Genomic DNA, 19,771 nt, shown 5'->3' with positions numbered 1-19,771 from the left:
CCCGGAACGGCGGCGACCCGTCGCGGGTCGCCCGGCGGGCATGCCCGCGCCGGGCAGGCCGCTGGCTGGAGCCGGGGGCGCCATCGTCCGCGGCGCGCGCCCGCGGCGATGCGAGGCCGCGGCCGGCGATGCCCGTGCCGGCCCGCTTCGCGCGGCGGTCGCGCGCCCGTCCAGCCGCGCCGCGCGGCATTGGGTAAAGTGCGCGGCTGTCATGCCGTACGCAGGTCCGCCTTGAAACTCCACATCCTCGGCATCGCCGGCACCTTCATGGGCGGCGTCGCCGCACTGGCGCGCGAACTCGGCCACGAGGTCGAGGGCAGCGACCAGGCCGTGTATCCGCCGATGTCCACCCAGCTCGAGCGCCTGGGCATCGGGCTCAGACAGGGCTACCTGCCCGAACACATCTCGGCCGACTGCGACACGGTGGCGATCGGCAACGCGCTCTCGCGCGGCAATGCGGCCGTGGAGGCGGTGCTCGACAGCGGCCGCGCCTACACCTCGGGCGCGGAGTGGCTGCGCGAGCAGGTGCTGCCAGGGCGCGACGTGCTGGCGGTGGCCGGCACCCACGGCAAGACCACGACCTCGACCCTGCTGGCGTTCCTGCTGCAGGCGGCCGGGCGCGAGCCGGGCTTCCTGATCGGCGGGGTGGCGGAGGACTTCGGCGTCTCGGCGCGCCTGGGCGCGCCCGGCGACGCGACGCGGCGACCGCTGTTCGTGGTCGAGGCCGACGAGTACGACACCGCGTTCTTCGACAAGCGCAGCAAGTTCGTCCATTACCGGCCGCTGGTGGCGATCCTCAACAACCTCGAGTACGACCACGCCGACATCTTCCCCGACGTGGCGGCGATCCAGCGCCAGTTCCACCACCTGGTGCGGACCGTGCCCGGGCGCGGCCGGCTCATCGTCAACGGCCACGACGCGCGCCTGCGCGAGGTGCTGGAGATGGGCTGCTGGACGCCGGTCGAGCGCTTCGGCTTCGAGGGCGGCTTCGAGTGGCAGGCGCGCAAGCTGCGCGCCGACGGGAGCGCGTTCGAGGTGCTGCACGGCGGCCGGTCGCTCGGCACCGTCGAATGGCCATTACTCGGCGACCACAACGTGCTCAACGGCCTGGCCGCCATCGCCGCCTGTGCGGCGGCGGGCGTGGACGTCGCCCCGGTGCTCCCGTCGCTGGCGCGGTTCCGCGGGATCAAGCGGCGCCTGGAGGTGCTGGGCTCCGCGCGCGGGATCACCGTGTACGACGACTTCGCCCACCATCCCACTGCGATCGCGACCACGCTCGCCGGCCTGCGCGCCCGGGTCGGCGGTGCGCGGATCGTGGTGGCGATGGAGCCGCGCAGCAATTCGATGCGCCTGGGCGCGCATGCCGACGCGCTGGCGCCGTCGCTCGACGATGCCGACGAGGTGGTGTTCCTGGCCCGGCCCGAACTGCCGTGGGATGCGCAGAAGGTCGTGTCGCGGGTCCGCGGGCGCGCACGCGCGGTCGCCGACGTGGACGCGCTGCTGGCGGCGCTGGGCGAGGCGGCGGGCGAGGACGGCCACGTGGTGTTCATGTCCAACGGCGGTTTCGACGGCGCGCAGCGCCGGTTCCTCGCCCAGCTGGGTGGCGCCTGAGCGGGCGTCACCGGCCCCGCCCCGGCGTTGGGGGAGAATCCGGCCCGTGCCTCCCGCCTCTCGCCATGCCAGAGACCCTGCCCCTGTTTCCCCTGAACGCGGTGCTGCTGCCGGGTGCCGCGCTGGACCTGCGCGTGTTCGAGCCGCGCTACCTCGACCTGGTGCGCGAATGCGGACGCACCGGCAGGGGCTTTGGCGTCTGCCTGATCGCGCGCGGGGTCGAGGTGGGCGCACCGGCCGTGCCGGCCGACTGCGGCACCGAGGCCCGGATCGAGGACTTCGGCACCGGCGCCGGGGGACTGCTGCAGCTGCGCCTGCGCGGCGCGCGCCGGTTCAGCGTGCTCGCCACCCGGGTGCGCGGCAACGGCCTGGTCGAAGCCGACGTGGACTGGCGCGTGCCCGATCCGCCCGACCGCCTGCGCCCGGAGCACGCGCTGCTGGGCGAGGTGCTGCGCCGGATCCTCGAGCAGGTCGACGCCGGCGCGCGGCCGCCGGAGGAGCGCTTCGACGAAGCGGCGTGGGTCGGCTGGCGCCTGGCCGAACTGCTGCCGCTGCTGCCGCCCCAGCGCCAGCGCCTGCTGGAGGAGGACGATCCGGCGCGGCGCCTGGACGAGTTGCTACGGCTGCTGTCCTGACGCCGGCGCGCCGGTGCGCAGGCGCAGCACCGGCATCCCGCCCTGCGGATGCGCTTCCTCGCGCACCTCAAGCCCCGAGAGCGAGTCCCTGAGCGCGAGGTAGGGCGCGTCGTCGTCCACCGCGGGCAGCCAGATTCCGAACAGGCCCGACAGCGGGCGCTGGAACTCCAGGATCTGGGTCACGCCGATCCACAGCGGGGTGCCGTCGTCCAGCCGGGCCGGGGCGCGCCACAGGCGCAGGACGTGGAGGCGGCCGTCGCCGGCCTCGCGGCGCATGAGCAGCGCCTCGGCCTCGGTACCCAGCGTCGCGGGCAGCACCGGCTGCTCCTGCGGCGGCAGGTCGTCGTCGAGCAGTCCCAGGGTGCCGGTCCAGTCGGCCTGCGGCTGCGCCTGCCAGCCGCGTGCTTCCAGGTGCGCGCGCAGCGGCTCCAGCGGACCGGCGACCTGCAGCTCCAGGCTCCAGCGCCGGCTCGGGTCGCGCTCGCGCCGGTGCGCCGGCAGCTGGGCCCAGTCGCGTTCCCACCAGTGCCTGGCGTTGAACACCAGCGCCGGCGGCGGTGCGTGGAAGCGCTCCAGCAGCGGGTCGACGGCCCGCGGCGCGTGCCACAGCGCGGCCACCGCGAAGCTGAGGTAGAAGAGCGTGGCCAGCGGCCGCATCCAGAACGAGCGTTCGACCCGGCGCCGGTAGGCGATGCCCAGCAGCAGCAGCCAGACGATGCCCAGCAGCATCCCGCCGACCACGTCGCTGAGCCAGTGCGCGCCCAGGTACAGGCGGGCGAAGCCGAGCAGCGCCGCGACCAGGCCCGACACCATGTACGGCCAGACCCGGGTGCGGCCGGGCAATTCGCGCGCGATCAGGACCGCGAAGAAGCCGAAGGTGATCGTGGCCATCGTCACCGAGACCGAGGGAAAGCCGAAGCCGCTCGGCGCGGTCGGCGGCAGCGGCATGTCCACCAGGTACGACAGCCCGGTGGTCAGCACCAGCCCGAACGCCAGCGCGGCCACCCAGTGCGCCGCCGCGCTCCAGCGCCGCCGCCAGACCAGCCAGGCCAGGGCCAGGCTCGCGGCCGGCAACAGCACTTCCCAGTCGCCGATCGAGGCGATTCCCGCCATCAGGCGGTCGGCCAGCGGATTGCGCAGCTCGTACATCAGCTGGAACACCGACAGGTCCAGCGCCAGCGGCTCGTCGCGCATCCACACCGTCACCAGCAGCGCGAACCAGGCCCAGCCGATCGCCAGCAGGCAGGCGGCCAGGATCGCCAGCGAAGCCGACTCCGGGCGCTTGGGGTCGATCAGCGCGGCCGCGTAGCGGCCCATGCGCGGATGCGCGCGGGTCCACAGCAGCGCGCGCGCCAGGAGCTGGTTGGCGTGGCGGTCGAACCAGCGGTAGGTGTAGAGCACCGCCGCCCAGGCCAGCCCCAGCACCAGCACCAGCACGCCGAGCACCATCACCAGCCGGTCGGCCACCGCCGCCACGGCGTCGTAGGAGGCGCCGAAGATCCAGCCCGGGGCAAGGAACAGGCCGGCCCACAGGTAGCACGCCAGCAGGCTCATCGGCACGTAGCGCCGCAGCGGCATCCCCAGCATGCCGGCAATGGCGGGCACGAAGGCGCGGATCGCGCCCACGAAGCGCGCGATCAGAATGCCTTTGGCCCCGTGCCGCCGGAACACCTGCTCGCCGCGGTCGAGCAGCTGCGGATAGCGCCGGAACGGCCAGTGGTCGCGCAGCTGCGGCCCCCAGCGATGGCCGACCCAGTAGCCGATGCCGTCGCCCAGGAACGCGCCGATCGCCGCGCAGGTGATCGCGTAGGTGCCGTCGATGTGGCCCAGGCCGATCAGGGCGCCGATCCCGAACAGCAGCGGCAGCGCCGGCACCAGGATGCCGAGCACGACGACCGAATCGCAGAACGCGATCAGGAAGATGAGGCCGCCGGCCGCGATCGGGTGCGCGCTGATCCAGGCGAGCGTGGCGTCGAACCAGCCGGAGTCCATCGGCGGATTATGACAGCCGCGCCGTGGCGCTCGCCTACACTGTCGCCATGCAACGCGACGCCGCCACCGAGCTCCGCGCCCTCAAGGCCGACAGCTTCGGCCGCATCTCCCTGATGCAGGGGCCGGAGGGCACCTTCGTGCGCCGCGACCTGGCGCACGTGCCCGCGTGGCTGCGGCTGCCGGCCTGGTGGCTGGCCCGTCGCGAGGCGCTGGCGCTGGAGCGGATCCGCGGCATGGCCGACGTGCCGCAACTGCTGGGCTGGGACGGGCGGCGGCTCGACCGCAGCTTCATGGCGGGCGCGGCGATGTACCAGCGTCCGCCGCGCGGAGACGTGGCCTGGTTCCATGCCGCCCGGCGGCTGCTGCGGGAACTGCACCGGCGCGGCGTGGCCCACAACGACCTGGCCAAGGAGGCGAACTGGCTCGTGCTCGAGGACGGGCGCCCGGCGCTGATCGACTTCCAGCTCGCCAGCCGCGGCGATCCGCGCTCGCGGTGGATGCGGCTGCTGTTCCGCGAGGACCTGCGCCACCTGCTCAAGCACAAGCGCATGTACTGCCGCGAGGCGCTCACTCCCGTGGAGCAGCGCGTGCTGCGGCGCAACTCGTGGGTGCGCGACCTGTGGTTCCGCACCGGCAAGCCGGCCTACCGGTTCGTGACCCGGCGGATCCTGAAGTGGGAAGACAACGAGGGGCAGGGGCCCAAGCCCTGAACGCCGCCCCGCATCGAGATGGAGCATCCATGAACACGCTGTCCGGCAAGACCCTGTTCATTACCGGCGCCTCGCGCGGCATCGGCCTGGCGATCGCGCTGCGCGCCGCGCGCGATGGCGCCAACGTGGCGATCGCCGCCAAGTCCGCGGTGCCCAACCCGAAGCTGCCCGGCACCATCCACACCGCGGCCGGGGCGGTGGAGGCGGCGGGTGGCCGCGCGCTGGCGCTCCAGTGCGACATCCGCGAGGAGGCCCAGGTCCAGGCCGCGGTGGCAAAGACCGTCGAGGCCTTCGGCGGCATCGACATCCTGGTCAACAACGCCAGCGCGATCTGGCTGCGCGGCACCCTGGACACGCCGATGAAGCGCTTCGACCTGATGCAGCAGGTCAACGCCCGCGGCACCTTCCTGTGCGCCCAGGCCTGCCTGCCGCACCTGCTGCAGGCGCCCAACCCGCACATCCTCACGCTCGCGCCGCCGCCCTCGCTGGACCCGAAGTGGTGGGCGCCGCACACGGGCTACACGCTGGCCAAGATGGGCATGAGCTTCGTCACCCTGGGCCTCGCGGCGGAATTCGCCGACCGCGGCATCGCGATCAACGCGCTGTGGCCGCGCACCCTGATCGCCACCGATGCGCTGAACATGATCCCCGGCGTCAGCACGACCAACGCCCGCCGCCCGGAGATCGTGGCGGACGCCGCGCACGCGATCCTGGTGCGTCCGGCCGCCGGCTTCACCGGCCGCTTCCTGGTCGATGACGAGGTGCTGGCCGAGGCCGGGGTGACCGACCTGTCGCGCTACGCCGTCGATCCCGCCCGGCCGCTGCTGCCCGACCTGTTCCTGGACTGAGGCGACGCGGCGTCGCGCGCGCCCGCCGGGGACGCACGCTCCTACAATGTCCACCCCTGCCATCCGGAACGCACCATGAAGTACCTGCACGCGATGATCCGGGTCCACGACCTGGACAAGACCAGCCGCTTCTTCACCGAGGGACTGGGGCTGAGGCAGACCCGGCGCATGGACAACGAGGCCGGCCGCTTCACCCTGGTCTACTTCGCCGCGCCGGAGAATCCGGAGGTCGAGGTCGAACTCACCTACAACTGGCCGCCCGAGGACGGCTCGCCGCCGGAGGACTACGGCAGCGCGCGCAATTTCGGCCACCTGGCCTTCGAGGTCGACGACATCTACGCGATCTGCGCCCACCTGCAGTCGCTGGGCGTGACCATCAACCGCCCGCCGCGCGACGGCCGCATGGCCTTCGTCCGCACACCGGACCTGATCTCGATCGAGCTGCTGCAGAAGGGCGACCCCCTGCCGCCGGCCGAGCCCTGGGCGTCGATGCCGAACACCGGTACCTGGTAACGCGGCGGGCCCGCGACGCGCAGGCGTGCGTCGCGGCCTGGTTCAGTCCGCCAGCGCCTGCGCCAGGTCGGCGACCAGGTCGCCGCCGTGCTCCAGCCCCACCGAGAGGCGCAGCAGGCCACCGGGCGTGGGCGAATCCGGACCCTCGATCGAGGCGCGGTGCTCGACCAGCGACTCGGTCGAGCCCAGCGAGGTGGCGTTGGTGAACAGGCGCAGCCGCGCTGCCACCGCCAGCGCGGCCTCGCGTCCGCCCGCCACCTCGAACGACAGCATCCCGCCGAAGTCGCGCATCTGCGCCGCGGCCACCGCGTGCTGCGGATGCGAGGCCAGGCCGGGATAGTGCACCGCCGACACTTTCGAATGCGCGGCCAGGAACTCCGCGACCGTGCGCGCATTGCGGCAGTGCCAGTCCATCCGCGCCGGCAGCGAACGCACGCCGCGCAGGATCATCCACGCGGCGAACGGCGAGGCCGTGGCGCCGGCGAGCAGCCGCAGCCGGTGGCAGGCGTCGGCATGGTCGCCGTCGTCGGCGAAGCACAGCACCCCGCCCATCACGTCGCCATGGCCGCCGAGGTATTTCGTGGCCGAGTGCAGGACGATGTCGGCGCCCAGCGCCAGCGGCTGCTGCAGCACCGGCGAGGCGAAGGTGCCGTCCACCAGCAGGCGCGCGCCGCCGGCGTGGGCGATGTCGGCCAGCGCGGCGATGTCGCTCACCTTCAGCAGCGGGTTCGACGGCGTCTCCGCCCACAGCAGGGCGGTGTCGGCGCGCATCGCGGCGCGCACCGCGTCCAGGTCGGTGACGTCGACGATGGTGTGGGTGAGCCCCCAGCGCGGGAACTGCTGCGCGGCCAGGACCCGGAACGAGAAATAGCTGTCGTCGCACAGCAGGACGTGGCTGCCGGGCGGCAGCGCCTGCAGTGCGGTGGCGCCGGCGGCCATCCCGGTCGGGAACAGCAGCGCGCGCGCTGCGCCGTCCAGCGCCGCCAGCACCTGTTCGGCATCGCGCTGGGTGGGATTGTCGTAGCGCTGGTAGAGGAAGCCGTGCGGCAGCCGGCCGTCGGGCGCGTGCTCGAACGTCGTGGCCAGCTGCAGCGGCGGCGACAGCGCGCCGCTGGCGGGATCCGGGCGGCTGCCGGCGCGGGCGGCGAGGGTTTCGATGTGGGTCATGGTGGATCGGCCGATGCGCGCGGAGGTGCCGCGGCGACGCGTCGATGGTACGCGAGCGCACGCAGTGCGGCCGCGGCGTGGCGGCGCGGCAGGCGTGGGCCGATAATGTCGTCCCGGCCGCCGCCGGCTCCAGCCTTCCAAGGAATCCTCGCCGCCATGAACGCCCCGACGCCGGCCCCCGGCGACACCGCCTCCCTGATCGACCTCGGCCACCGCTACTACCTGCCGGTGTACAAGCAGCGCGAAGTGGTGCTGGAGCGCGGCCAAGGCGCGCGCCTGTGGGACAGCGAGGGACGCGAGTACGTCGATTTCGCCGCCGGCATCGCCGTGTGCGGACTGGGCCACAACGATCCGGACCTGCACGCCGCCCTGGTCGGGCAGGCCGGCAAGCTGTGGCACACGAGCAACGTGTTCTTCAGCGAGCCGCCGCTGCGCCTGGCCGAGGATCTGGTGACCGCGAGCCGCTTCGCCGAGCGTGTGTTCCTGTGCAATTCCGGCGCCGAGGCCAACGAGGCCGCGATCAAGCTGGTGCGCAAGTGGGCCGCGGCGCAGGGCCGCGCACCGCGCGACCGGGTGATCGTCACCTTCCGCGGCAGTTTCCACGGCCGCACCCTGGGCGCGGTGACCGCCACCGCGCAGCCGAAGTACCAGGAAGGCTACGAGCCGCTGCCCGGCGGTTTCCGCTACGTCGATTTCAACGACATCGTGCAGCTGGAGACCGCGATGGCCGCCGGCGACGTCGCCGCGGTGATGCTCGAGCCGGTGCAGGGCGAGGGTGGGGTCACGCCCGCCGCCTCCGGCTTCCTCAAGCAGGTGCGCGAACTGTGCGACAGCCACGGCGCGCTGCTGGTGCTGGACGAGATCCAGGCGGGCATGGGCCGCACCGGTACCCTGTTCGCGCACTGGCAGGACGACGTGGTGCCCGACATCGTCACCCTGGCCAAGGCCCTGGGCGGCGGCTTCCCGGTGGGCGCGATGCTGGCCGGCCCGAAGGTCGCCGGGGCGATGGGCTACGGTGCCCACGGCACCACGTTCGGCGGCAATCCGCTGGCGGCGGCGGTGGCGCGGGTGGCGCTGCGCAAGCTGGCCTCGCCGCAGATCGCGGCCAACGTCGCGCGCCAGTCGCGCGCGCTGCGCGAGGGGCTGGCGGCGATCGGCGAGGAATACGGCGTCTTCGCCGAAGTGCGCGGCCGCGGCCTGATGCTGGGGGCCGTGCTCGGGCCGGAGTTCGCCGGCCGCGCCGGCGAGATCCTCGACCTCGCCGCGCACGAGGGCCTTCTCGTGCTGCAGGCAGGCCCCGACGTACTGCGCCTGGTCCCGGCGCTCAACATCACCGATGCCGACGTGGCCGAGGGCCTCGCGCGCCTGCGCGGCGCGGTGGCCAAGCTCGCCGCCTGAACGCCTGCGGGCGTCCGCGGCCCGCCCGGGCCAGGCCGCAGCGCTCCGGCCGGCAGCCCGGCCGGGCGAAGCCCGTCCGGGATCCGGGCGATCCATGCCCTGGCGCGCCCCGGACGCGGCCTTCGGCCGTTCCGCGCCGCCCACGATGTGCGCCATGGCCTGCGACCGGGTCGCCCGGGTAAGCGCGGCGCACCCGGGACCCCGCCTGCCGGCCTTGTCCGTCCGCTCAGGCCAGGCCGAAGCGCTTCAGCACCCGGCCCAGGGCCCGGGCATCGCGCACGCTGTCGGCGTGCAGCCCGGCGGCGCGCGCGCCCTGGACATTGCTGAACAGGTCGTCGACGAACAGCGTGTCGGCCGCGCTCCAGCCCAGCCGCTCCAGCGCCAGCAGGTAGACCCGCGGATCGGGCTTGCGTCCGCCCAGGCTGCCGCTGCAAAGCACCCGGCCTTCCAGGCGCGGCGCCAGCGGTCCGACGACGCGCGGCACCACCCGCGCGGCCAGTTCGCCGTTGTTGGTCAGCACTGCCATCGGCAGTGCCGGGTCCAGCGCCAGCAGCCGCGCCAGGACGCGTGCGTCGGCCGTAGTGGCGGCCAGGCGCGCCTCCAGCCAGGCCTGTTCGTCCACCGCCGCGCCGATGCCTTCGCCCAGTTCGCGCAGGTAGTCGGCGGTGGCGACCTGTCCGGCGTCGTAGCGCGCTTCCAGTCCGGACTCGTACAGTGCCTGCCACACCCGCGAAAAGCGCGTGCCCGCATGCGCGGCCAGGTGCGCCACGCGGACCTCGCGCCGGTAGCGGGCGAGCACATTGTCGAAGTCCAGCAGCAGCCGGCGCGCGCGCGGCCTCACCGGCATCGCGGCCTCCGCGGACCGGCGCCGGTCATTGCTCCGGGGGCAGGGCGCGCCCGCACTTGCGGCAGTGCCATGCGTCGGCCTCGTGGTCGGGCAGCCCGCACTCCGCGCAGCGCACGCGGCGGCGCCGCGGCTGGAGCGAGCGCGCGAGCTCGGCGGTGTAGATGCCGGTCGGCACCGCGATGATGCTGTAGCCGATCACGATCAGGACCGAGGTCACGAAGCGCCCGAACGGCGTGGTCGGCGCGATGTCGCCGAATCCCACCGTGCCCACGGTCACGATCGCCCAGTACATGCCGGCGGGGATGCTGCTGAAGCCGTTCTCCGGCCCTTCGACCACGTACATCAGCGCGCCGAAGATCACCACGATGGTGAGCAGGGCCGCGATGAACACGAAGATCTTGCGCCGGCTGCGCAGCAGGGCCTCGACCAGCACCCCCGCCTCGCTGGAGTACTCCACCAGCTTGAGCACCCGGAACACCCGCAGCAGGCGCAGGGCCCGGATCACCGCGAACGAGGCCGTGGCCGGGAACAGCAGCGACAGGAACGTGGGCAGGATCGCGAGCAGGTCGATGATCCCGAAGAAGCTGCGCGCATAGCGCAACGGCCGCTTCACCACCCACAGCCTGACCCCGTACTCCACTGCGAAGGCGATGGTGAACATCCATTCCGCCGCGTACAGCCAGGCGTGCCAGCGCGCCTTGACGGTGGGCATGCTGTCGAGCAGCACGACCACCACGCTGGCCAGGATCACCAGGATCAGCACCAGGTCGAAATTGCGTTCGTCCGGTGCGTCGTGGTGGAAGATCAGACGGAACCAGCGGTAACGCCGGCCTTCGGTCGACGCCGGCAGGTACTCGCGCTCGAACAGGCTGCCGTCGCCGCGCGCGCGTCCCTCCGGTTCAGCGGGCGCGGGCATCGCCGATGTCCCGGAACGCTTCGCGCGCCGCTTCGAGGGTCGCGTCGATCACCGCCTCGTCGTGCGCGCTGGAGACGAAGCCCGCCTCGTAGGCGCTCGGCGCGAGGAACACGCCGCGCCCGAGCATGGCGTGGAAGAAGCGGTTGAACGCGGCGGTGTCGCAGGCCGTGGCCTGGGCGTAGGTCTCCACCTTCTCGCTGGTGAAGAACAGGCCGAACATCGCGCCGACCCGGTTGGTGGTGACCGCCACCCCGGCCTCGTGCGCAGCGGCCTCGAGGCCTTCGCACAGGCGGGCCGTGGTCGCGGCGAGGCGCGCGTGGAAGCCGGGCGCCTGCACCAGCTCCAGCATGGCCAGGCCGGCGGCCATCGCCACCGGATTTCCGCTCAGCGTGCCGGCCTGGTAGACCGGTCCGGCCGGGGCGACCTGCGACATCAGCTCGCGGCGCCCGCCGTAGGCGCCCACCGGCATGCCGCCGCCGATGATCTTGCCGAAGGTGGTCAGGTCCGGGACGACGCCGTAGTGCGCCTGCGCGCCACCGAGCGCGACCCGGAAGCCGGTCATCACTTCGTCGAAGATCAGCAGCGCGCCGTGCCGGGTGCACAGCGCGCGCAGGTGCTGCAGGTAGCCGTCGCGCGGCGGGATGCAGTTGGCGTTGCCCACCACCGGCTCGATGATCAGGCCGGCGATCTCCGCGCCCGATTCCTCGAACAGGGCCGTGGCCGCGTCGAAATCGTTGTAGGGCAGGGTGAGGGTGAGGTCGGCCAGCGCCTTGGGCACGCCCGGGGACGTGGGCACGCCTAAGGTCAGCGCGCCACTGCCGGCCTTCACCAGGAAGGAGTCGCCGTGGCCGTGGTAGCAGCCCTCGAACTTCACGATCTTCGCCCGCCCGGTGGCGCCGCGCGCCAGGCGGATCGCCGACAGCGTGGCCTCGGTGCCGGAATTGACCATGCGCACCATCTCGCACGAGGGCACCAGCCGGGTGATGGCCTCGGCCATGGTGACTTCGGCCGGGCACGGCGCGCCGAACGACAGGCCGTCGGCGATCGCCTTCTGCACCGCCTCGCGCACCGCGGGGTGGTTGTGGCCGACGATCATCGGGCCCCACGAACCGACGTAGTCGATGTAGCGGTTGTCGTCGACGTCGTACAGGTAGGGGCCGTCGGCGCGCTGGACGAAGAACGGCTCGCCGCCCACCGAGCGGAAGGCGCGCACCGGCGAGTTGACGCCGCCGGGCAGCAGCTGCTGCGCGCGGGAGAACAGGGCGTGGGAGCGATCGTGGTTCATGCGGGATCCTGCTGGAGCGGATGGCGGCGGCTTCAGCCGTCGCGGGTATGCGGGGGGAAGAAGGCGGCCCGGAAGGCACGCGCGGCGGCGGCGGGATCGGCGGCGCCGAAGACCGCGCCGACCACCGCCGCCAGGTCGGCCCCGGCGGCCACCAGGGACGGCGCATTGTCGACCGTGATGCCGCCGATCGCCACCCGCGGCACGCCGAGGCCCGCGGCCTCGCGCAGCAGCGCGACGGTGGCGCGGCGGGTGGTCGCCTTGGTCGTGGTCGGGAAGAACGCGCCGAAGGCGACGTAGTCGGCGCCGGCCGCCACCGCCTCGCGCGCCAGCGCCAGCGAGTCGTAGCAGGAGGCTCCGAGGATGGCGTCCGGCCCGAGCGCCGCGCGCGCCTCCCGCAGCGCACCGTCGTTCTCGCCGAGGTGGGCGCCGTCCGCGCCGATGTCGGCGGCCAGCCGCCAGTCGTCGTTCACGATCAGGGGCACGCCGTGCGCGCGACAGGCGCCGAGCAGGGCCAGGGCCTGTTCGCGTCGCAGGTCCGGACCCGCCTGCTTGTTGCGGTACTGCAGCCAGGTGGCGCACGGCAGCACCGGTTCGACCTGCGCCAGCAGCGCGCCGGTGTCGGCAGTGTCCGGAGTGATCGCGTACAGGCCGCGGGCAGCCCGGCCCGGGCCGCGTCCGCCACCGGGCATTCCGCCCTCACGCATGGAATGGGACAATGCCGTGCTTCCTCGACGACCTGGCGCCCATTATCCGATGAACGACACGCCCTACCGCAGCTGGATGTGCGTCGTGTGCGGTTTCATCTACAACGAGGCCGATGGCCTGCCGGACGACGGCATCCCGCCGGGCACCCGGTGGGAAGACATTCCCGAGACCTGGACCTGCCCGGACTGCGGCGTGACCAAGGACGACTTCGAGATGGTGACCCTGTGACCAGGGGCCGGCGTCGCGTTCAGTGCAGGCGCGCGCTGGCGAGTCCGGTCTCGACCAGCCGCCTGCGTACCGTCGCGGCGTCGCCGGCGTGGGGACGCAGCAGCAGGTAGCGCTGCAGGTCCTCGCGCGCGCCGGCAAGGTGGCCCAGCTCCAGGTAGCCGATCCCGCGCTCGCGCAGCGCCTCCGGATCGCCCGGCAGCAGCCGCAGCACGCGGTCGGCGCAACGCACCGCGCGCTCCCAGTCGGCGCGCTCCTGGTAGACCGCGTGCAGGTTGCGCAGCACGCGCACCAGGATCGCCCGGTTGGTGGCCGGGTAGAGGATCCGCGACAGGACCTCGTCGTCGGGCGCGTTGCCGCCGAGGTGGGCCTTCGCGCGCTGGCGCAGCTCGTCGACGTCCAATGGACGCCCGCGGTTGAACGGATCCATCACCAGCACCCCGTCGTCCACCGGCAGCCGCACCAGGAAGTGCCCGGGGAACGAGATGCCGTCGAGCGGCAGCCCCACTTCGCGCGCCACCGCCATCTGCACCAGCGCGAGCGAGACCGGGTTCCCGAGTCGCCGTTCGAACACCTCGTTGAGGTAGCTGTTGCGCGGGTCGTAGTACTCGTCGTGGTTGCCCGCGTAGCCGACCTCCTCGAACAGGTACTGGTTGATCGCGCGCATCTTCAGCGCCGGATGCGCTTCGCGCTCCACCGCCCCGCGCAGGTGCGCGGCGTGGCCCTGCACGCGCAGCGCGTAGCGGCGGGGGTCGAGGTCGGGGTACTCGTCGCGCGCGATCAGCAGCGCGACGCCCAGCAGCGGAAGCGCGTCGTCGTCGTAGACGGCGAGCGAGTCCCAGTCCGGGAGTTGGTCCTTCGCGTCCATGCCGCAAGACTGCGCCGCGCCGTGCGTGCGCGCAAGCCTCGGCGGCGGGTTACGGCCGGGGCTGGATGTCCGGGGAAAGCCGCAGCCGCATGCCGTCGGTCAGGCCCAGGCGCGCAGCCTCGCCCGCATTGAGTTCCAGCACGTAGCGTGCCGGACGCCCGCTCGGGTAGGGAGGGCAGGCGTTGCCCGCAGAACACGGCGGCACGTCGCGCTGCTGGGACACCAGCGCGAGCGACGCGTCGAAGTACAGGATGTCGAGCGGGATCCGGGTGTTCTTCATCCAGTACGCCTGCGGTTCCTCGCGCTCGTGGATGAAGAGCATGCCGCGGCCTTGCGGAAGCGAATCGCGGAACATGAGTCCGCGCTGCCGTTCGGCGTCGTCGTCGGCGATCTCCACCACGTAGCGCTCGCCGGCCAGTTCCACCCACGGTTCGCCGCCGCCGGCGCAGGCGCACAGCGGGAAGCACAGGGCGAGGACGGAGACCAGGGTCGAATGGCGCATCGGCGGGCTTCCGGCAGGGCGCGAGGCCCGCAACATCGACCAGCCACCCGGGCGAGTCAAGGCGCGCCGGCACGAGGGGCTAGGCAAGGGCCGCGTGACGGTGCAGAATGCGCGCCCCGCACAGCCGGGCCCGCCGCCAACCCGCGACGGGCGGCCCCCGAAGCCGGCCTGGATCGCCCCTCACGGGGTGTTGACGGAACGGAAAAACGGGCTAGAATGTGCGGCTCCCTTCGACGAAACGGCCTCGCGGCCCGGAAGCTGAAGGGGGCGTCAAGAACCCCGTCACGGGGTGTTGACGAAAGCAAAAACCGCGCTATCATGTGCGGCTCCCTGAGGCGAAACGCCGACGGGCTCGGAAGCGAGGCGATGAGGCCTGTTTCCCGGATCTTTGACAGTGTGCGCAGGTGACTTGTGCGGGCGTCTGGCAAGTGGATGGTTGTCCATCTTGCAGACGTTCGAACAGAACCAAGTCGATTCAAAGCATGCAAATGCAGCGAGTAATTTGGCCTGGACGACGACTGCACTCAAAGCTTTGGACTTCGGTCCGAAAATTTAAGTGAAGAGTTTGATCCTGGCTCAGAGTGAACGCTGGCGGCAGGCCTAACACATGCAAGTCGAACGGCAGCACAGGGGAGCTTGCTCCCCGGGTGGCGAGTGGCGGACGGGTGAGGAATACGTCGGAATCTGCCTTTTTGTGGGGGATAACGTAGGGAAACTTACGCTAATACCGCATACGACCTACGGGTGAAAGTGGGGGACCGCAAGGCCTCACGCAGAAAGATGAGCCGACGTCGGATTAGCTAGTTGGCGGGGTAATGGCCCACCAAGGCGACGATCCGTAGCTGGTCTGAGAGGATGATCAGCCACACTGGAACTGAGACACGGTCCAGACTCCTACGGGAGGCAGCAGTGGGGAATATTGGACAATGGGCGAAAGCCTGATCCAGCCATGCCGCGTGGGTGAAGAAGGCCTTCGGGTTGTAAAGCCCTTTTGTTGGGAAAGAAAACTTTCCGGCTAATACCCGGAGAGAATGACGGTACCCAAAGAATAAGCACCGGCTAACTTCGTGCCAGCAGCCGCGGTAATACGAAGGGTGCAAGCGTTACTCGGAATTACTGGGCGTAAAGCGTGCGTAGGTGGTTCGTTAAGTCTGATGTGAAAGCCCTGGGCTCAACCTGGGAATTGCATTGGATACTGGCGGGCTAGAGTACGGTAGAGGGTGGCGGAATTCCTGGTGTAGCAGTGAAATGCGTAGAGATCAGGAGGAACACCCGTGGCGAAGGCGGCCACCTGGACCAGTACTGACACTGAGGCACGAAAGCGTGGGGAGCAAACAGGATTAGATACCCTGGTAGTCCACGCCCTAAACGATGCGAACTGGATGTTGGGTTCAACTAGGAACTCAGTATCGAAGCTAACGCGTTAAGTTCGCCGCCTGGGGAGTACGGTCGCAAGACTGAAACTCAAAGGAATTGACGGGGGCCCGCACAAGCGGTGGAGTATGTGGTTTAATTCGATGCAACGCGCAGAACCTTACCTGGCCTTGACATCCACGGAACTTTCCAGAGATGGATTGGTGCCTTCGGGAACCGTGAGACAGGTGCTGCATGGCTGTCGTCAGCTCGTGTCGTGAGATGTTGGGTTAAGTCCCGCAACGAGCGCAACCCTTGTCCTTAGTTGCCAGCACGTAATGGTGGGAACTCTAAGGAGACCGCCGGTGACAAACCGGAGGAAGGTGGGGATGACGTCAAGTCATCATGGCCCTTACGGCCAGGGCTACACACGTACTACAATGGGAAGGACAGAGGGCTGCGAACCCGCGAGGGCAAGCCAATCCCAGAAACCTTCTCTCAGTCCGGATCGGAGTCTGCAACTCGACTCCGTGAAGTCGGAATCGCTAGTAATCGCAGATCAGCATTGCTGCGGTGAATACGTTCCCGGGCCTTGTACACACCGCCCGTCACACCATGGGAGTCTGTTGCACCAGAAGCAGGTAGCCTAACCGCAAGGAGGGCGCTTGCCACGGTGTGGCCGATGACTGGGGTGAAGTCGTAACAAGGTAGCCGTATCGGAAGGTGCGGCTGGATCACCTCCTTTAGAGACCAAAGACAGCTAATTGCCTGTCAGGCGTCCGCACAAGTAACCTGCACAATCCGCACAAGACAGACTGGGTCTGTAGCTCAGGTGGTTAGAGCGCACCCCTGATAAGGGTGAGGCCGGTGGTTCGAGTCCTCCCAGACCCACCACTTCGGGCCTCGGCACCAGCTGGGGTGGGGTCCGCTGGCACAGGCAGACGGCAAACCGCCGCCTGGCCAGGTCGCAAACGGGGCCTTAGCTCAGCTGGGAGAGCACCTGCTTTGCAAGCAGGGGGTCGTCGGTTCGATCCCGACAGGCTCCACCACTCCCCAGGTACCGCGGATTGCAGCGCACACATAAAGATTTGAAGCCGCCCGGCGCTGAAGCCGAGCGGTGTTCTTTGAAAACAAGGGAAGTAGCGAGCGTTTGAGACGAAACTGTCCAGACGTGTCGTAGAGGCTAAGGCGGGAATCGAAAGATTCCTTATTTGAGTCGTTGCAATATTCGCGTCTGGAGCTTGTAACTCCAGGCACTGCGACCCCGAGGCGACTTGGGGTTATATGGTCAAGCGAATAAGCGCACACGGTGGATGCCTTGGCGGTCAGAGGCGATGAAGGACGTGGCAGCCTGCGAAAAGTGTCGGGGAGCTGGCAACAAGCTTTGATCCGGCAATGTCCGAATGGGGAAACCCACCCCGCAAGGGGTATCGTGCAGTGAATCCATAGCTGTACGAGGCGAACGCGGTGAACTGAAATATCTAAGTAACCGTAGGAAAAGAAATCAACCGAGATTCCCTTAGTAGTGACGAGCGAACGGGGAACAGCCCAAAAGTCTGTGTGGTTCTAGCCGAACGGTCTGGAAAGGCCGGCCATAGAAGGTGACAGCCCTGTATGCGAAAGGGCCACGCAGATGAAACTGAGTAGGGCGGGGCACGAGAAACCCTGTCTGAACATGGGGGGACCATCCTCCAAGGCTAAATACTCCTGACCGACCGATAGTGAACCAGTACCGTGAGGGAAAGGCGAAAAGAACCCCGGTGAGGGGAGTGAAATAGACCCTGAAACCGTGTGCGTACAAGCAGTAGGAGCCCTTCGGGGTGACTGCGTACCTTTTGTATAATGGGTCAGCGACTTATTGTCTGTGGCGAGCTTAACCGTGTAGGGGAGGCGAAGGGAAACCGAGTCTGATAAGGGCGCATAGTCGCAGGCAATAGACCCGAAACCGGGTGATCTAGTCATGCCCAGGGTGAAGGTACCGTAACAGGTACTGGAGGCCCGAACCCACTCCCGTTGCAAAGGTAGGGGATGAGGTGTGATTAGGAGTGAAAAGCTAATCGAACCCGGAGATAGCTGGTTCTCCTCGAAAGCTATTTAGGTAGCGCCTCGCATGTATCTTCTTGGGGGTAGAGCACTGTCATGGCTAGGGGGTCATCGCGACTTACCAAACCATTGCAAACTCCGAATACCAAGACAGACTGTGCGGGAGACACACGGCGGGTGCTAACGTCCGTCGTGAAAAGGGAAACAACCCAGACCCACAGCTAAGGTCCCAAATTACCGCTAAGTGGAAAACGATGTGGAAAGGCACAGACAGCCAGGAGGTTGGCTTAGAAGCAGCCACCCTTTAAAGAAAGCGTAATAGCTCACTGGTCGAGTCGGTCTGCGCGGAAGATTTAACGGGGCTAAGCGGTAAACCGAAGCTTGGGGTGCACACTTCTTGTGTGCGCGGTAGAGGAGCGTTCCGTAAGCCTGCGAAGGTGGATCGAGAGGTCTGCTGGAGGTATCGGAAGTGCGAATGCTGACATGAGTAACGATAATGCGGGTGAAAAACCCGCACGCCGAAAGCCCAAGGTTTCCTTGCGCAACGTTAATCGGCGCAGGGTGAGTCGGCCCCTAAGGCGAGGCAGAAATGCGTAGTCGATGGGAAGCTGGTTAATATTCCAGCACCTCGCGCAAGTGCGATGGAGGGACGGAGAAGGTTAGGCAGGCCGGGCGTTGGTTGTCCCGGTGAGAGAGTTGAGGCGGTCCCCTTAGGCAAATCCGGGGGGGCAACGTTGAGACTAAGGACCAGCCCTTTAGGGCGAAGCTGCTGATATCACGCTTCCAGGAAAAGCTCCTAAGCTTCAGCTTGCGCAGACCGTACCGTAAACCGACACAGGTGGGTAGGATGAGAATTCTCAGGCGCTTGAGAGAACTCGGGTGAAGGAACTAGGCAAAATAGCACCGTAACTTCGGGAGAAGGTGCGCCTCCTCTGGTGAATAGCTGGGGGGGGCCGAAGTGACCAGGCCGCTGCGACTGTTTATCAAAAACACAGCACTCTGCAAACACGAAAGTGGACGTATAGGGTGTGACGCCTGCCCGGTGCCGGAAGGTTAATTGATGGGGTCAGCCGCAAGGCGAAGCTCTTGATCGAAGCCCCGGTAAACGGCGGCCGTAACTATAACGGTCCTAAGGTAGCGAAATTCCTTGTCGGGTAAGTTCCGACCTGCACGAATGGCGTAACGACAGCGGCGCTGTCTCCACCCGAGACTCAGTGAAATTGAAATCGCTGTGAAGATGCAGCGTTCCCGTGGCAAGACGGAAAGACCCCGTGAACCTTTACTATAGCTTCACACTGAACGTTGAGTTCGTCTGTGTAGGATAGGTGGGAGGCTGTGAAACCCTGGCGCCAGCTGGGGTGGAGCCAACCTTGAAATACCACCCTGATGTGCTTGACGTTCTAACCTAGGCCCGTGATCCGGGTCGGGGACCGTGTGTGGTGGGTAGTTTGACTGGGGCGGTCTCCTCCCAAAGAGTAACGGAGGAGCTCGAAGGTACGCTCAGCGCGGTCGGACATCGCGCACTGTGTGCAAAGGCATAAGCGTGCTTGACTGCAAGATCGACGGATCAAGCAGGTACGAAAGTAGGACTTAGTGATCCGGTGGTTCTGTATGGAAGGGCCATCGCTCAACGGATAAAAGGTACTCCGGGGATAACAGGCTGATACCGCCCAAGCGTCCATAGCGACGGCGGTGTTTGGCACCTCGATGTCGGCTCATCACATCCTGGGGCTGTAGTCGGTCCCAAGGGTATGGCTGTTCGCCATTTAAAGTGGTACGCGAGCTGGGTTCAGAACGTCGTGAGACAGTTCGGTCCCTATCTGCCATGGGCGTTGGAGATTTGAGAGGGGCTGCTCCTAGTACGAGAGGACCGGAGTGGACGAACCTCTGGTGTTCCGGTTGTCACGCCAGTGGCACTGCCGGGTAGCTATGTTCGGAAGCGATAACCGCTGAAAGCATCTAAGCGGGAAGCGCGCCTCAAGATGAGATCTCCCGGGGCACAAGCCCCCTGAAGGAACCATCAAGACCAGGTGGTTGATAGGCTGGGTGTGTAAGCGCAGCAATGCGTTGAGCTAACCAGTACTAATGATCCGTGAGGCTTGACCATATAACCTCAAGTGGCCTTGGACTCTGCGACGACGTCGCGACAGCCA

The 19,771-nt window shown here is 68.5% G+C and carries 15 protein-coding genes, 2 tRNA genes and 2 rRNA genes; 11 read left to right on the top strand and 8 right to left on the bottom strand.

Annotation, left to right across the window (positions count from 1 at the left end):
- Positions 1 to 231: 231 nt before the first annotated feature.
- Together mpl and LUTJ29_RS0104350 are read left to right on the top strand one after the other, a co-directional pair.
- A complete protein-coding gene (mpl, locus tag LUTJ29_RS0104355) occupies positions 232 to 1,611 on the top strand; it encodes a UDP-N-acetylmuramate:L-alanyl-gamma-D-glutamyl-meso-diaminopimelate ligase (RefSeq protein WP_027071480.1) in 1,380 nt (459 codons plus the stop codon).
- A gap of 65 nt (positions 1,612 to 1,676) precedes the next feature.
- Entirely contained in the window at positions 1,677 to 2,246 is a 570-nt protein-coding gene (locus tag LUTJ29_RS0104350) for an LON peptidase substrate-binding domain-containing protein (RefSeq protein ID WP_027071479.1), read from the top strand.
- Here the strand turns inward: LUTJ29_RS0104350 and LUTJ29_RS0104345 are convergent.
- Positions 2,229 to 4,238 (bottom strand): bifunctional DedA family/phosphatase PAP2 family protein, encoded by a 2,010-nt coding sequence (locus tag LUTJ29_RS0104345; protein WP_027071478.1) that lies wholly within the window; start codon positions 4,236 to 4,238, stop codon positions 2,229 to 2,231. The genes LUTJ29_RS0104350 and LUTJ29_RS0104345 overlap by 18 nt on opposite strands.
- Before the next feature lie 47 nt (positions 4,239 to 4,285).
- Between LUTJ29_RS0104345 and LUTJ29_RS0104340 the strand changes: the two genes are divergently transcribed.
- The 3 genes from LUTJ29_RS0104340 (at position 4,286) to LUTJ29_RS0104330 (ending at position 6,309) form a co-directional block, all read left to right on the top strand.
- Positions 4,286 to 4,948: a serine/threonine protein kinase gene (locus tag LUTJ29_RS0104340; RefSeq protein WP_027071477.1), complete on the top strand. Its 663-nt coding sequence runs from the start codon at positions 4,286 to 4,288 to the stop codon at positions 4,946 to 4,948.
- Positions 4,949 to 4,977: 29 nt separating this feature from the next.
- The gene (locus LUTJ29_RS0104335; RefSeq protein ID WP_027071476.1) at positions 4,978 to 5,796 is read left to right on the top strand and encodes an NAD(P)-dependent oxidoreductase; all 819 of its coding nucleotides are present in this window, start codon (positions 4,978 to 4,980) and stop codon (positions 5,794 to 5,796) included.
- Between the two features lie 75 nt (positions 5,797 to 5,871).
- Positions 5,872 to 6,309: a VOC family protein gene (locus LUTJ29_RS0104330; RefSeq protein ID WP_027071475.1), complete on the top strand. Its 438-nt coding sequence runs from the start codon at positions 5,872 to 5,874 to the stop codon at positions 6,307 to 6,309.
- A 42-nt stretch (positions 6,310 to 6,351) separates the two neighbouring features.
- Here LUTJ29_RS0104330 and LUTJ29_RS0104325 read toward each other — a convergent pair whose 3' ends face one another.
- Positions 6,352 to 7,476 carry an aminotransferase class I/II-fold pyridoxal phosphate-dependent enzyme gene (locus LUTJ29_RS0104325; RefSeq protein ID WP_027071474.1) on the bottom strand — a complete coding sequence of 375 codons (1,125 nt, stop codon included), beginning with the start codon at positions 7,474 to 7,476 and terminating at the stop codon, positions 6,352 to 6,354.
- Positions 7,477 to 7,632: 156 nt separating this feature from the next.
- On the opposite strand from LUTJ29_RS0104325, the gene LUTJ29_RS0104320 reads away from it, so the two are divergent.
- Complete coding sequence (locus LUTJ29_RS0104320) at positions 7,633 to 8,874, top strand: acetylornithine transaminase (RefSeq protein WP_043740363.1); 1,242 nt, start codon at positions 7,633 to 7,635, stop codon at positions 8,872 to 8,874.
- A gap of 226 nt (positions 8,875 to 9,100) precedes the next feature.
- Here the strand turns inward: LUTJ29_RS0104320 and LUTJ29_RS0104315 are convergent, their stop codons facing one another.
- From LUTJ29_RS0104315 to thiE, 4 genes are read right to left on the bottom strand one after another with little or no spacing between them, the layout of a single operon-like run.
- A complete protein-coding gene (locus LUTJ29_RS0104315; protein WP_027071472.1) occupies positions 9,101 to 9,721 on the bottom strand; it encodes an HAD-IA family hydrolase in 621 nt (206 codons plus the stop codon).
- A 25-nt stretch (positions 9,722 to 9,746) separates the two neighbouring features.
- A complete protein-coding gene (locus LUTJ29_RS0104310) occupies positions 9,747 to 10,637 on the bottom strand; it encodes an ion transporter (RefSeq protein WP_084524635.1) in 891 nt (296 codons plus the stop codon).
- Complete coding sequence (gene hemL / locus LUTJ29_RS0104305; RefSeq protein ID WP_027071470.1) at positions 10,621 to 11,922, bottom strand: glutamate-1-semialdehyde 2,1-aminomutase; 1,302 nt, start codon at positions 11,920 to 11,922, stop codon at positions 10,621 to 10,623. Before hemL ends, LUTJ29_RS0104310 begins: the two co-directional genes overlap by 17 nt.
- Positions 11,923 to 11,954: 32 nt before the next feature.
- Positions 11,955 to 12,626, bottom strand: coding sequence for a thiamine phosphate synthase (gene thiE / locus LUTJ29_RS0104300; RefSeq protein ID WP_232221145.1), 672 nt, complete (start codon positions 12,624 to 12,626; stop codon positions 11,955 to 11,957).
- A 49-nt stretch (positions 12,627 to 12,675) separates the two neighbouring features.
- On the opposite strand from thiE, the gene LUTJ29_RS0104295 reads away from it, so the two are divergent.
- Entirely contained in the window at positions 12,676 to 12,855 is a 180-nt protein-coding gene (locus tag LUTJ29_RS0104295; RefSeq protein ID WP_027071468.1) for a rubredoxin, read from the top strand.
- A gap of 19 nt (positions 12,856 to 12,874) precedes the next feature.
- Here LUTJ29_RS0104295 and LUTJ29_RS0104290 read toward each other — a convergent pair whose 3' ends face one another.
- Together LUTJ29_RS0104290 and LUTJ29_RS0104285 are read right to left on the bottom strand one after the other, a co-directional pair.
- The gene (locus tag LUTJ29_RS0104290) at positions 12,875 to 13,720 is read right to left on the bottom strand and encodes a SirB1 family protein (RefSeq protein ID WP_027071467.1); all 846 of its coding nucleotides are present in this window, start codon (positions 13,718 to 13,720) and stop codon (positions 12,875 to 12,877) included.
- A 49-nt stretch (positions 13,721 to 13,769) separates the two neighbouring features.
- A complete protein-coding gene (locus tag LUTJ29_RS0104285) occupies positions 13,770 to 14,222 on the bottom strand; it encodes a DUF192 domain-containing protein (RefSeq protein ID WP_027071466.1) in 453 nt (150 codons plus the stop codon).
- Positions 14,223 to 14,775: 553 nt separating this feature from the next.
- Between LUTJ29_RS0104285 and LUTJ29_RS16070 the strand changes: the two genes are divergently transcribed.
- From LUTJ29_RS16070 to LUTJ29_RS0104265, 4 genes are all read left to right on the top strand, one after another.
- A 16S ribosomal RNA gene (locus LUTJ29_RS16070) occupies positions 14,776 to 16,320 on the top strand.
- Between the two features lie 72 nt (positions 16,321 to 16,392).
- Positions 16,393 to 16,469, top strand: a tRNA-Ile gene (locus LUTJ29_RS0104275).
- A 79-nt stretch (positions 16,470 to 16,548) separates the two neighbouring features.
- Positions 16,549 to 16,624 (top strand) — tRNA-Ala (locus LUTJ29_RS0104270).
- 237 nt (positions 16,625 to 16,861) lie between these two features.
- A 23S ribosomal RNA gene (locus LUTJ29_RS0104265) occupies positions 16,862 to 19,725 on the top strand.
- The 16S and 23S rRNA genes sit together here with 2 tRNA genes alongside, the layout of an rRNA operon.
- The last annotated feature ends 46 nt before the right edge of the window (positions 19,726 to 19,771 follow it).

The organism is Luteimonas sp. J29 (assembly GCF_000472505.1).
Lineage (GTDB): Bacteria > Pseudomonadota > Gammaproteobacteria > Xanthomonadales > Xanthomonadaceae > Luteimonas.
This window is presented reverse-complemented; position numbering and strand designations above follow the sequence as displayed.

Bases quoted from the DNA above. Each gene is read 5' to 3' on its own strand.
- LUTJ29_RS0104315 (WP_027071472.1), bottom strand. From the start codon at position 9,721: ATGCCGGTGAGGCCGCGCGCGCGCCGGCTGCTGCTGGACTTCGACAAT.
- hemL (WP_027071470.1), bottom strand. From the start codon at position 11,922: ATGAACCACGATCGCTCCCACGCCCTGTTCTCCCGCGCGCAGCAGCTG.
- LUTJ29_RS0104325 (WP_027071474.1), bottom strand. From the start codon at position 7,476: ATGACCCACATCGAAACCCTCGCCGCCCGCGCCGGCAGCCGCCCGGAT.
- LUTJ29_RS0104345 (WP_027071478.1), bottom strand. From the start codon at position 4,238: ATGGACTCCGGCTGGTTCGACGCCACGCTCGCCTGGATCAGCGCGCAC.
- LUTJ29_RS0104310 (WP_084524635.1), bottom strand. From the start codon at position 10,637: ATGCCCGCGCCCGCTGAACCGGAGGGACGCGCGCGCGGCGACGGCAGC.
- LUTJ29_RS0104295 (WP_027071468.1), top strand. From the start codon at position 12,676: ATGAACGACACGCCCTACCGCAGCTGGATGTGCGTCGTGTGCGGTTTC.
- LUTJ29_RS0104335 (WP_027071476.1), top strand. From the start codon at position 4,978: ATGAACACGCTGTCCGGCAAGACCCTGTTCATTACCGGCGCCTCGCGC.
- LUTJ29_RS0104340 (WP_027071477.1), top strand. From the start codon at position 4,286: ATGCAACGCGACGCCGCCACCGAGCTCCGCGCCCTCAAGGCCGACAGC.
- thiE (WP_232221145.1), bottom strand. From the start codon at position 12,626: ATGCGTGAGGGCGGAATGCCCGGTGGCGGACGCGGCCCGGGCCGGGCT.
- LUTJ29_RS0104330 (WP_027071475.1), top strand. From the start codon at position 5,872: ATGAAGTACCTGCACGCGATGATCCGGGTCCACGACCTGGACAAGACC.
- LUTJ29_RS0104290 (WP_027071467.1), bottom strand. From the start codon at position 13,720: ATGGACGCGAAGGACCAACTCCCGGACTGGGACTCGCTCGCCGTCTAC.
- LUTJ29_RS0104285 (WP_027071466.1), bottom strand. From the start codon at position 14,222: ATGCGCCATTCGACCCTGGTCTCCGTCCTCGCCCTGTGCTTCCCGCTG.
- LUTJ29_RS0104350 (WP_027071479.1), top strand. From the start codon at position 1,677: ATGCCAGAGACCCTGCCCCTGTTTCCCCTGAACGCGGTGCTGCTGCCG.
- LUTJ29_RS0104320 (WP_043740363.1), top strand. From the start codon at position 7,633: ATGAACGCCCCGACGCCGGCCCCCGGCGACACCGCCTCCCTGATCGAC.